Raw genomic sequence first — 11,409 nt, forward strand, 5'->3', positions numbered from 1 at the left:
CGGGTGAAAGGCCGGACGGTGCCTATTGCGCCTGGAACAAGAAATGTCGCTCAAGCAATGCGCGGGTGAAGTTCTTTTTCAGGTAAAAGCCGCGTGGCAGGGTCAGGATGGGTTCGCCGTTGGCGCCAATGGCCTCGGTAAGCGCGCGGGCGTTGGCGGCTTTAGGACGCAGTTGCAGTACTTCCCCATGGCGAGCGGTGATGCGTTCGACATGTCCTAACACAATCATGTCCATTAACTCTTCCCAGTCCAGACGCAATTGCCGGTCTTCTTCTTCATTCGGGCTCCACAGCAGGGGAGAGCCGACGCGGCGCTCAGCCAGAGGGATGCTGCGTTCGCCTTCTACCGGGATCCACAGAACACGTTTGAGTTTGTGCCGTACATGGCTGGTTTCCCAGGTGACGCCGGTATTGCCGGTTAACGGCGCCACACACACAAAGGTGGTTTCCAGCGGTCTGCCAAGACTGTCCACAGGGATCGTTTTCAGCTCCACGCCCAGCGCCGCAAAATCCTGCTCTGGTTTACTGCCCGCGCTTGCACCGAGCCAGATTTCCAGCAGGACGCCAATCCAGCCTTTATCGCGCTTAAGATCCTTCGGCGTAACGATTCCCGCCATTGCCGCTAATTCTCCTAACGCGTAGCCCGAAAGCTGCCGTGCCTGGCTCAGCAACTGGGCTTCAGATTCAGGGGGAGAAAGCAACGGACGGAGTTCTGGCATCGGGTTAACCCTTAGGTGAAAAAATGAGCAATGATTTTATACCGTGTGGACAGAGTTTATCTTTTTCCACATGCTTTATTCAATTCTATGATTTATATTGGTTTTTAGATTCACGTTCGCAGAGTTGCGCAACAGCGAAGCGGGTTTTCCAATTCTGGTCACTGACAATGAACAGGATCTTACACCATGTTATCCACAGAAAGATGGGATAACTGTGAAAAACCCCCACTACTGTTTCAATTTACAGCCTTGACGTGCGACGAAAATCGAATTTTCACACAAATTGTGCCTAACTTATTGGCATAATCTGTGGATAAAACCAACGCTGGTCGATCTTTCATCAGCGTGAAGATCGTATGCGTGATGCACATCACATTTCTGTGTGTTTATCTGCGTGGAACGGTTTTAACTTTATGAATGTATAAGAGTATTTTTGATATGTGACGAATGTCTTATTCGGACTGTTCTGGGTTTTCCCATAGTAATTCCGTACTTCTTCACAACTATATCCACAGAAAAGGTGAATAAAATCGCCTTGCTTGCCCTTCTTCTGTTTATAACTCGGCCTTTAACTGTGAGTTATTCAATTGTTATTAGAATATCGCACCCTTAACAGAGTGGTTTACCGCCCCTCAGGAGTGTGAAACAATCGTTTGTATATAAGGTTTATGTTGAGGTAGTCCGGTGATTGATGACGATGGCTACCGCCCGAATGTAGGGATAGTAATTTGTAACCGCCAGGGGCAGGTCATGTGGGCCCGGCGATTTGGTCAGCACTCCTGGCAATTCCCACAAGGTGGGATCAACGCAGGAGAGACAGCAGAGCAGGCGATGTACCGGGAACTCTTTGAAGAAGTGGGTCTCAGTCGTAAAGATGTACGGATCCTTGCTTCTACTCGTAACTGGTTGCGTTACAAGTTACCGAAACGTTTGGTGCGTTGGGACACGAAGCCGGTTTGTATCGGCCAGAAACAAAAATGGTTTCTTCTGCAATTGGTCAGCAGCGATGCTGAAATCAATATGCAAACCAGCAGTACACCTGAGTTCGACGGCTGGCGCTGGGTGAGTTACTGGTATCCGGTTCGACAGGTGGTGTCATTTAAACGCGATGTCTATCGCAGGGTGATGAAAGAATTCGCAAGTGTTGTCATGGCGCTTCAGGAGAGCACTCCTAAACCGCAAAGCGCACCTGCATACAGACGTAAAAGAGGTTAAGCTACGCAAATTATGCTCACCCGCCTGCGCGAAATAGTCGAAAAGGTGGCCAGTGCTCCGCGTCTGAACGAAGCGCTGAATATACTGGTTACCGACATCTGTCTTGCGATGGATACAGAGGTCTGTTCGGTTTATCTGGCCGATCACGATCGACGTTGTTATTACCTCATGGCGACCCGGGGACTAAAAAAACCACGTGGTCGCACTGTCGCACTCGCGTTTGATGAAGGTATCGTTGGCCTGGTTGGCAGGCTGGCGGAACCTATCAACCTCGCCGATGCGCAAAAACATCCCAGCTTTAAATACATTCCTTCGGTAAAAGAAGAGCGTTTTCGTGCATTCTTAGGCGTACCGATCATTCAGCGTCGCCAGCTTTTAGGTGTGCTGGTGGTGCAGCAGCGTGAACTGCGTCAGTACGATGAAAGTGAAGAGTCTTTCCTCGTCACGCTCGCCACGCAAATGGCGGCCATACTTTCGCAGTCGCAGCTAAACGCGCTGTTCGGCCAGTACCGTCAAACGCGCATCCGTGCGCTGCCTGCCGCTCCCGGTGTGGCAATAGCCGAAGGTTGGCAGGATGCGACGCTGCCGTTGATGGAACAGGTCTACCAGGCTTCAACGCTGGATCCTGTGCTTGAACGCGAGCGACTGACCGGTGCGCTGGAAGAGGCGGCGAACGAATTCCGCCGCTACAGCAAGCGTTTTACCGCTGGGGCGCAGAAAGAAACGGCGGCGATCTTTGATCTTTACTCGCACTTACTTTCCGATACCCGTCTGCGCCGCGAGCTGTTTGCGGAAGTGGATAACGGTTCGGTGGCCGAGTGGGCGGTTAAAACGATCATTGAAAAGTTTGCCGAACAGTTCGCCGCGCTGAGCGATAACTACCTCAAAGAGCGGGCCGGAGATTTACGCGCGCTGGGCCAGCGCCTGCTGTTCCACCTTGATGACTCTATCCAGGGGCCGAATGCCTGGCCGGAACGCTTTGTGCTGGTGGCGGACGAACTTTCGGCGACCACGCTGGCGGAGCTTCCTCAGGACCGGTTAGTTGGCGTGGTTGTCCGGGACGGCGCAGCCAACTCTCATGCGGCAATTATGGTGCGTGCGCTGGGTATCCCTACCGTCATGGGGGCCGATATCCAGCCGTCGGTACTGCATCGCCGTACGCTGGTGGTGGACGGTTATCGCGGTGAACTGCTGGTCGATCCGGAACCGGTATTGATCCAGGAATACCAGCGTCTTATCAGTGAAGAAATTGAGCTGAGCCGCCTGGCGGAAGACGACGTCAACCAGCCAGCACAGTTGAAAAGCGGCGAGCGCGTGAAGGTGATGCTCAATGCGGGCCTCAGCCCGGAACATGAAGAAAAGCTGGGTAGCCGAATCGACGGCATTGGCCTGTATCGCACCGAAATTCCGTTCATGCTGCAAAGCGGTTTTCCTTCGGAAGAAGAACAGGTTGCGCAGTATCAGGGGATGCTGCAAATGTTTAACGACAAGCCGGTGACCCTGCGTACGCTGGATGTCGGCGCCGATAAACAGCTGCCCTATATGCCGATCAGTGAAGAGAACCCCTGCCTTGGCTGGCGAGGGATCCGCATAACGCTCGATCAGCCGGAGATCTTTTTGATCCAGGTTCGCGCTATGCTGCGTGCGAATGCGGCAACCGGAAACCTGAGCATTTTGCTGCCGATGGTAACCAGCATCGATGAAGTGGACGAAGCGCGACGTTTGATTGAACGCGCCGGACGCGAAGTGGAGGAGATGATCGGTTACGAGATCCCGAAACCGCGCATTGGCATCATGCTGGAAGTTCCGTCGATGGTGTTCATGCTGCCGCATCTGACAAACCGGATAGACTTTATCTCGGTCGGAACCAACGACCTTACCCAGTACATACTGGCCGTCGATCGTAACAACACACGGGTAGCCAGCATTTATGACAGCCTGCATCCGGGGATGTTGCGTGCGCTGGCGATGATTGCGCAGGAAGCCGAAAGAAGCGGTATCGATTTGCGCCTGTGTGGTGAAATGGCGGGCGACCCGATGTGCGTGGCTATTCTGATCGGTCTCGGTTTCCGTCATTTGTCGATGAACGGTCGTTCTGTCGCTCGCGTAAAATATCTGCTGCGTCATATCGATTTTGATGAGGCGCAAACGCTGGCGCAGCGCAGCCTGGAGGCACAGATGGCAACAGAAGTACGCCATCAGGTAGCGGCCTTCATGGAGCGTCGTGGCATGGGGGGCTTGATTCGCGGGGGATTGTAGGTCTGACAAGCGTAGCGCTATCAGGTATTACGGGGGATAGAGATTACCTATACAGATCTTTTACATCTTCCCGGCATCCGCTTCTAACCCCTTGTGCTATCATTCGCACCTTTGGAGCGCCTGCATTATGCAGGCGCGCTTATCAATTGCTGTCTGACTTCAGCGAAATAACAAGAACTTGTGGTGACAGATGACCAGTAGCTATCTGCATTTTCCGGATTTCGATCCGGTCATTTTCTCAATCGGACCCGTCGCGCTTCACTGGTACGGCTTAATGTATTTGGTGGGGTTTATTTTCGCGATGTGGCTGGCGACGCGCCGCGCGAATCGTCCGGGCAGTGGCTGGACCAAAAATGAAGTAGAAAACTTACTGTATGCGGGCTTCCTCGGGGTTTTCCTCGGTGGGCGTATTGGTTACGTACTGTTCTATAACTTCCCGTTATTCCTCGATAATCCCCTGTATCTGTTCCGCGTCTGGGACGGCGGTATGTCCTTCCACGGTGGACTTATCGGTGTGATCCTGGTGATGATCATCTTCGCCAAACGCACTAAGCGTTCGTTCTTCCAGGTTTCTGATTTCATTGCCCCGCTGATTCCGTTTGGCTTGGGTGCAGGGCGTCTGGGCAACTTTATCAACGGTGAGCTGTGGGGACGCGTTGACCCGAACTTCAAGTACGCCATGCTGTTCCCCGGCTCCCGTACCGAAGATATTTTACTGCTGCAAACTAACCCGCAATGGCAGTCTATTTTTGATACCTACGGCTCGCTGCCACGCCACGCCTCACAGCTTTATGAGATGGCGTTGGAAGGCGTTGTGCTGTTTATCATTCTGAACTTGTACATTCGCAAACCGCGCCCGATGGGTTCGGTATCCGGTCTGTTCCTGATTGGTTATGGCGCGTTTCGTATTATTGTTGAATTCTTCCGCCAGCCGGATGCGCAGTTTACCGGCACCTGGGTACAGTACATCAGCATGGGGCAGATTCTCTCTATCCCGATGATTGTCGCAGGCATTATTATGATGGTTTGGGCGTACCGCCGCAGCCCACAGCAACACGTTTCCTGAGGAACCATGAAACAGTATTTAGAACTGATGCAAAAAGTGCTGGATGAAGGCACACAGAAAAACGACCGTACCGGAACCGGAACGCTTTCCATTTTTGGTCATCAGATGCGTTTTAATCTGCAGGAAGGGTTCCCGCTGGTTACGACTAAACGCTGCCATTTACGCTCGATCATTCATGAGCTGCTGTGGTTCTTGCAGGGCGATACTAACGTTGCCTACCTGCATGAAAACAACGTCTCAATCTGGGACGAATGGGCGGATGAAAACGGTAATTTAGGCCCGGTTTACGGCAAACAATGGCGCGCGTGGCCTACGCCAGATGGTCGCCATATCGACCAGATCACCACCGTGCTAAACCAGCTGAAAAATGATCCGGACTCTCGCCGCATCATCGTTTCCGCATGGAACGTCGGTGAGCTGGATAAAATGGCGCTGGCACCGTGCCATGCGTTCTTCCAGTTCTACGTGGCGGATGGCAAGCTCTCCTGCCAGCTGTATCAGCGTTCGTGCGATGTGTTCCTCGGCCTGCCGTTTAACATTGCCAGCTACGCTTTGCTGGTACACATGATGGCGCAGCAGTGCGATCTGGAAGTGGGTGATTTTGTCTGGACCGGCGGCGACACGCACCTGTACAGCAACCATATGGATCAAACGCATCTGCAGCTTAGCCGTGAACCGCGCGCGCTGCCGAAACTGGTTATCAAACGTAAGCCTGAATCAATCTTTGACTATCGCTTCGAAGACTTCGAAATTGAAGGCTACGATCCGCACCCGGGTATTAAAGCACCGGTAGCTATCTAACCTGTTTCATGCTGTCACAACCGACGCCCATGTGCGTCGGTTTTTTTTGTCTCAAATCGCGTTCTTCGGCGTGGATTCCTGAAATATTGCAACGGCCTGTAACGTGCTAAATATTCCCCATAGCTCGCCGTAGAAACCGAATTTCCCGCTCGTTATTCATTTTCCTCACGCCATACTGGCGACATGAAAAAACAACAAGGTTACACGCTTCTCGAAACCCTGATTGCGATGCTGATTGTCGCGGCGCTTGGTGCATCTGGACTGTATGGTTGGCAGCGCTGGCAGCAGCAACAGCGGCTGTGGCAGACCGCCTGCCAGGTGCGGGACTACCTGCTGCAACTGCGTGAAGATGCTAACTGGCGTAACCGCGATCATGTGATAAGCGTGATTCGGGATGGCACATCATGGTGTTTTGTCAGCTCTGCGGCTTCGCAAACCACGTGTCGACCCGCTTCGTCTTTGGTTTTTACATCGCCCTGGGACGACGTCGAAATGGCAGAGATAACACCTTCACTGGCCTTTTTTGGACTGCGCAATACGGCATGGGCCGGACATATACGCCTGAAAAATACGGCAGGGGAATGGCGCGTGGTGGTGTCTGGCTGGGGACGAATCAGGCTTTGCGAGCGCGATGAGGCGAGATTATGTCAGTAAATGAACGGGGATTTTCACTGCTGGAGATGCTCATTGCCATGGCGATTAGCAGTATTTTATTGCTTAGCTCAGCACGATTTTTACCGGCGCTACAGCGAGAGATTCTGCGTAACACGCGCCAGTTAGTACTGGAAGATGAAATATGGCAGCGGGTCTACACCGTGGCGAAGCATCTTCAGCGGGCGGGGTATTGCCGGGGAAACTGTGTCGGAGAGGGACTGGTGATATCGGCTAAGGGAGACTGTGTTATTGCCCGATGGGATGCCAACAGCAATGGCGTTTGGGAAAGCAGTCCCGTGAAAGAGGCTGATTCTATTGGGTTTCGTTTACAGGACAAGGTGTTGGAAACCGTGCGTGGAGCCACCGGCTGCACTGGCAAAGGATGGGAGAAAATGACCGATCCGGCCACGATGCAGATTGAGGCATTCCAGGTTGAAAGGCTGAATTTCAGCGGATATTCCCCGCTTCTTACGCTGCGTTTGCGTGGAGTGAGCAATGACCAACCACAAAAAGTTGTTGAAGCGGTCTACAGCGTTACGGGATTCAACCTGTGAACCGTGAGCGAGGCGTATCTTCTCTGGCAATGGTCCTGTTGCTGCTGGTGCTCGGTAGTCTGCTGCTGCAAAGCGTTAGCAGACAGGAGGCCAGTTTTGCTGCGCGTGTGGTCACACAAAGTCAGGCGCTGCAGCGTCAGGCGGTAGTGCAATCCGGGATGGAATGGGGGCGTATGCAGCCCTGGCGCTTACAACCCCCTGTACAGTGTCGGCGCGTTCCCACGCAGGACGCCGCGGTTTGCCTGCGCCTGCTTACCAATAATTTTGTTCTGCTTATTGCCCACTATGAAGGGATATCGTTATGGCGTCAGGGGGTGGTTATTGATGGCAACATAGAATTCTCGGCGCGTGGCTGGAGCGATTTTTGTCCGCTAAAGGAGCAGACGTTATGCCAGATCCCCTGAACAGACAGCGTGGCTTTAGTCTGCCGGAAGTGATGCTGGCAATGGTACTAATGATAATGATTGTGACCGCGTTGTCAGGATACCAGCGGGTGCTAATGAACAGCTTTATCATCAGAAACCAGTATCAGCAACTCTGGCGCCACGCCTGGCAGCAAACCCAGCTGTACCCGTTTTCATCGCCTGTGAACTGGCAGGTTAACCGAATGCAGACAACGAGAGCGGGATGTGTCAGCATCAACGTTATAATTTCTTCACCCCTCGGCAGGCAGGGTCAGATGACGCGTCTGCATTGCCCGAATCGTCAGTAGTCAGGAGTCGCTATGTTAAGGGTCTACCACTCCAACCGTCTGGATGTGCTGGAAGCGTTAATGGAATTTATCGTTGAGCGCGAGCGGCTGGACGACCCCTTTGAACCTGAGATGATCCTGGTTCAAAGTACCGGTATGGCGCAGTGGCTACAAATGACTCTTGCACAGAAGTTTAGTATTGCCGCCAATATCGATTTTCCGCTGCCCGCGAGTTTTATCTGGGATATGTTTGTGCGCGTGCTGCCGGATATCCCGAAAGAGAGTGCGTTCAGCAAACAGAGTATGAGCTGGAAGTTGATGACGCTGTTGCCACAATTGCTGGATAGCGATGACTTCGCATTGCTACGCCACTATCTGACGGACGATACTGATAAACGTAAGCTTTTTCAGCTTTCCTCGCGCGCGGCTGACCTTTTCGACCAGTATTTAGTCTACCGCCCTGATTGGTTGACCCAGTGGGAATCGGGGCGACTGGTTGAGGGACTCGGCGAGTCTCAGGCCTGGCAGGCACCGTTGTGGAAAGCGCTGGTGGAATACACCGCGGAATTGGGCCAGCCGCGCTGGCATCGTGCCAATTTATACCAACGATTTATTCAGACCCTGGAAAATGCGTCTGAATGTCCGCAGGGGCTGCCTTCTCGCGTCTTTATTTGCGGAATTTCGGCGCTACCGCCGGTTTACCTGCAGGCCTTGCAGGCGTTGGGTAAGCATATTGATATTCATCTGCTGTTTACCAACCCTTGTCGCTACTATTGGGGCGACATTAAAGATCCTGCCTGGCTGGCGAAGCTGATGGCTCGTCAGCGTCGGCACAGCTTTGAAGAACGGCATCTGCCGCTGTTTCGTGATAACCAGAAAGCCGAAGGATTATTTAACAGCGATGGCGAACAGGATGTGGGCAACCCGATGCTGGCCTCGTGGGGCAAGCTGGGGCGTGATTACATTTATTTGCTTTCGGAGCTGGAAAACAGTCAGGAACTGGATGCGTTTGTCGATATTACGCCTGACAACCTTTTGCATAATATTCAATCAGATATTCTGGAACTCGAAAGTAATGCCGTGGCGGGCGTTACGCTGGAAGAATATTCCCGTAGCGACAATAAACGCCGGCTTGAGCTGAACGACACCAGTGTGACTTTCCATGTCTGCCATAGCCCACAGCGCGAGGTGGAAATTCTTCATGACCGGCTGTTGGCCATGCTGGAAGCGGACCCAACGCTGACGCCGCGCGATATTATTGTGATGGTGGCGGACATCGACAGCTACAGCCCATTCATTCAGTCGGTCTTTGGTAGCGCGCCAGCCGAGCGTTACTTACCTTATGCAATATCTGACCGTCGGGCACGCCAGTCTCATCCCGTCTTACAGGCCTTTATCAGCCTGCTGTCGCTGCCGGATAGCCGTTTTGTCTCAGAGGATGTCCTGGCGTTACTGGATGTTCCCGTGCTGGCGGCGCGTTTCAACATTGATGAAGAAGGGTTGCGCTATCTTCGCTTATGGGTCAATGAATCCGGGATTCGTTGGGGAATTGACGACGATAACGTGCGTGAACTGGAACTTCCACCTACAGGTCAGCATACCTGGCAATTTGGTTTAACGCGTATGCTGCTCGGCTACGCGATGGAAAGCTCGCAGGGCGAGTGGCAATCGGTATTGCCTTACGATGAGTCCAGCGGCCTGATTGCCGAGCTGGTAGGGCATCTGGCCTCGTTGCTGATGCAGCTTAATCTCTGGCGTAGAGGGTTAGCGCAGGAACGACCGCTGGAAGAGTGGCTACCTGTTTGTCGGGAAATGCTTAATGATTTCTTCCTACCGGACGCGGACACCGAAGCTGCAATGACGCTGATTGAACAGCAGTGGCAGGCCATTATTACCGAAGGTTTAGGGGCCGAGTACGGCGATGCTATACCGCTCTCTCTGTTGCGTGATGAGCTAGCCCAGCGCCTTGACCAGGAACGCATCAGCCAGCGCTTCCTGGCGGGGCCCGTTAACATTTGTACGCTGATGCCGATGCGCTCCATTCCGTTCAAAGTGGTGTGCCTGCTGGGTATGAACGATGGGGTTTATCCGCGTCAGCTTGCGCCGCTGGGCTTTGATTTAATGAGCCAAAAACCGATGCGGGGTGACCGCAGTCGTCGCGATGATGACCGCTATTTGTTCCTCGAAGCATTAATCTCGGCACAGCAGACGCTCTACATCAGCTACATTGGCCGCTCTATTCAGGATAACAGCGAGCGCTTCCCGTCGGTGCTGGTGCAAGAACTGATGGACTACATTGGACAAAGCCATTATCTGCCGGGCGATGAATCGTTGACCTGTGATCAAAGCGAGGCAAGGGTAAAAGCGCATATAACCCGTTTGCATACCCGTATGCCCTTTGATGCACAAAACTATTTGCCGGGCGAACAGCAAAGCTATGCCCGGGAATGGCTGCCTGCGGCGAGTCTGTCAGGAAAAGCGCACACGGATTTTGTGCAGCCTCTTCCCTTTGAAATGCCAGAAACGCTAACGCTGGAAACGCTGCAGCGATTTTGGGCACATCCGGTACGCGCCTTTTTCCAGATGCGTTTAAGGGTCAACTTCCGCTCTGAAGAGAGTGAGATCCCGGATACGGAACCTTTCACTCTTGAAGGGTTAACCCGCTACCAGCTTAATCAGCAATTGCTTAATACGCTGGTTGAAGAGAACGATGCTGAACGACTGTTCCGCCGTTTTCGTGCGGCGGGCGCGCTACCCTATGGGCCGTTTGGCGAAATTCTGTGGGATACGCAGCGTCAGGAAATGCAGTCACTGGCTGAACGCATTATCGCCTGTCGTCAGCCCTGTCAGAGCATGGAAATCGATCTTAACTGTCACGGCGTGCAAATCACCGGCTGGCTGCCGCAGGTGCAAGAAGACGGTTTGTTGCGCTGGCGCCCATCTTTGATAAGCATTGCGCAGGGTGTGCAACTTTGGCTGGAACATCTTGTCTATTGTGCCAGTGGCGGTAGGGGAGAGAGCCGATTGTTCCTGCGTAAAGACGGAGAATGGCGTTTTCCGCCGCTGGATGCAGAACAGGCGTTGCTGTACCTGTCGCAACTCATTGAGGGGTATCGGGAAGGCATGTCGTCACCATTGCTGGTATTACCCGAAAGCGGCGGTGCATGGATAAAAACCTGTTATGACGCCGCAAATGATGCCATGTTAGATGACGATGCAACGTTGCAAAAAGCGCGTAGTAAGTTTCTGCAAGCCTATGAAGGCAACATGATGGTACGTGGCGAAGGTGATGATATCTGGTATCAGCGTCTTTGGCGTCAACTGGATGCTGATACGCTGGAGGCTATTGTTTTACAGTCTCAGCGCTACCTGTTACCGATTTTTCGCTTTAATCAGTCATGATGATTGTATAAAAATTGCGCAATTCGATGGCTTCCACTATGATGCGCAT

Annotated in this window: 10 protein-coding genes; 9 read left to right on the plus strand and 1 reads right to left on the minus strand. The window is 52.9% G+C overall.

Features of this window, described 5'->3' with window-relative positions; genetic code table 11:
- Nucleotides 1-22: 22 nt before the first annotated feature.
- On the minus strand, nt 23-718 hold the full coding sequence (gene mutH, locus BZK40_RS03740; RefSeq protein ID WP_003033965.1) for a DNA mismatch repair endonuclease MutH: 696 nt from the start codon (nt 716-718) through the stop codon (nt 23-25).
- A gap of 684 nt (nt 719-1,402) precedes the next feature.
- Between mutH and rppH the strand changes: the two genes are divergently transcribed.
- The 9 genes from rppH to recC all read left to right on the plus strand — a co-directional run bounded on the left by rppH (nt 1,403) and on the right by recC (nt 11,360).
- Nucleotides 1,403-1,933 carry an RNA pyrophosphohydrolase gene (gene rppH / locus BZK40_RS03750; protein ID WP_003825602.1) on the plus strand — a complete coding sequence of 177 codons (531 nt, stop codon included), beginning with the start codon at nt 1,403-1,405 and terminating at the stop codon, nt 1,931-1,933.
- A gap of 12 nt (nt 1,934-1,945) precedes the next feature.
- Entirely contained in the window at nt 1,946-4,192 is a 2,247-nt protein-coding gene (gene ptsP, locus BZK40_RS03755; RefSeq protein ID WP_003825604.1) for a phosphoenolpyruvate--protein phosphotransferase, read from the plus strand.
- A 190-nt stretch (nt 4,193-4,382) separates the two neighbouring features.
- A complete protein-coding gene (lgt, locus tag BZK40_RS03760) occupies nt 4,383-5,258 on the plus strand; it encodes a prolipoprotein diacylglyceryl transferase (RefSeq protein WP_003825606.1) in 876 nt (291 codons plus the stop codon).
- A 6-nt stretch (nt 5,259-5,264) separates the two neighbouring features.
- Nucleotides 5,265-6,059 carry a thymidylate synthase gene (gene thyA, locus BZK40_RS03765; RefSeq protein ID WP_003033990.1) on the plus strand — a complete coding sequence of 265 codons (795 nt, stop codon included), beginning with the start codon at nt 5,265-5,267 and terminating at the stop codon, nt 6,057-6,059.
- 183 nt (nt 6,060-6,242) lie between these two features.
- Nucleotides 6,243-6,713, plus strand: a complete 471-nt coding sequence (locus BZK40_RS03770) for a prepilin peptidase-dependent protein (RefSeq protein ID WP_048215628.1) — start codon at nt 6,243-6,245, stop codon at nt 6,711-6,713.
- The gene (locus tag BZK40_RS03775) at nt 6,704-7,267 is read left to right on the plus strand and encodes a prepilin peptidase-dependent protein (RefSeq protein WP_057067306.1); all 564 of its coding nucleotides are present in this window, start codon (nt 6,704-6,706) and stop codon (nt 7,265-7,267) included. The genes BZK40_RS03770 and BZK40_RS03775 overlap by 10 nt, the downstream gene beginning before the upstream one ends.
- On the plus strand, nt 7,264-7,671 hold the full coding sequence (locus BZK40_RS03780) for a DUF2509 family protein (protein ID WP_079934179.1): 408 nt from the start codon (nt 7,264-7,266) through the stop codon (nt 7,669-7,671). Before BZK40_RS03775 ends, BZK40_RS03780 begins: the two co-directional genes overlap by 4 nt.
- Complete coding sequence (locus BZK40_RS03785) at nt 7,656-7,979, plus strand: prepilin-type N-terminal cleavage/methylation domain-containing protein (RefSeq protein WP_008785708.1); 324 nt, start codon at nt 7,656-7,658, stop codon at nt 7,977-7,979. The genes BZK40_RS03780 and BZK40_RS03785 overlap by 16 nt, the downstream gene beginning before the upstream one ends.
- A gap of 12 nt (nt 7,980-7,991) precedes the next feature.
- Nucleotides 7,992-11,360, plus strand: coding sequence for an exodeoxyribonuclease V subunit gamma (gene recC / locus BZK40_RS03790; RefSeq protein ID WP_079934180.1), 3,369 nt, complete (start codon nt 7,992-7,994; stop codon nt 11,358-11,360).
- The last annotated feature ends 49 nt before the right edge of the window (nt 11,361-11,409 follow it).

The organism is Citrobacter portucalensis (assembly GCF_002042885.1).
GTDB lineage: Bacteria > Pseudomonadota > Gammaproteobacteria > Enterobacterales > Enterobacteriaceae > Citrobacter > Citrobacter portucalensis.

Excerpts from the sequence above, each read along its gene's own strand:
- mutH (WP_003033965.1), bottom strand. The coding sequence starts at position 718 with ATGCCAGAACTCCGTCCGTTGCTTTCTCCCCCTGAATCTGAAGCCCAG.
- ptsP (WP_003825604.1), top strand. The coding sequence starts at position 1,946 with ATGCTCACCCGCCTGCGCGAAATAGTCGAAAAGGTGGCCAGTGCTCCG.
- lgt (WP_003825606.1), top strand. The coding sequence starts at position 4,383 with ATGACCAGTAGCTATCTGCATTTTCCGGATTTCGATCCGGTCATTTTC.
- thyA (WP_003033990.1), top strand. The coding sequence starts at position 5,265 with ATGAAACAGTATTTAGAACTGATGCAAAAAGTGCTGGATGAAGGCACA.
- BZK40_RS03770 (WP_048215628.1), top strand. The coding sequence starts at position 6,243 with ATGAAAAAACAACAAGGTTACACGCTTCTCGAAACCCTGATTGCGATG.
- BZK40_RS03775 (WP_057067306.1), top strand. The coding sequence starts at position 6,704 with ATGTCAGTAAATGAACGGGGATTTTCACTGCTGGAGATGCTCATTGCC.
- BZK40_RS03785 (WP_008785708.1), top strand. The coding sequence starts at position 7,656 with ATGCCAGATCCCCTGAACAGACAGCGTGGCTTTAGTCTGCCGGAAGTG.
- recC (WP_079934180.1), top strand. The coding sequence starts at position 7,992 with ATGTTAAGGGTCTACCACTCCAACCGTCTGGATGTGCTGGAAGCGTTA.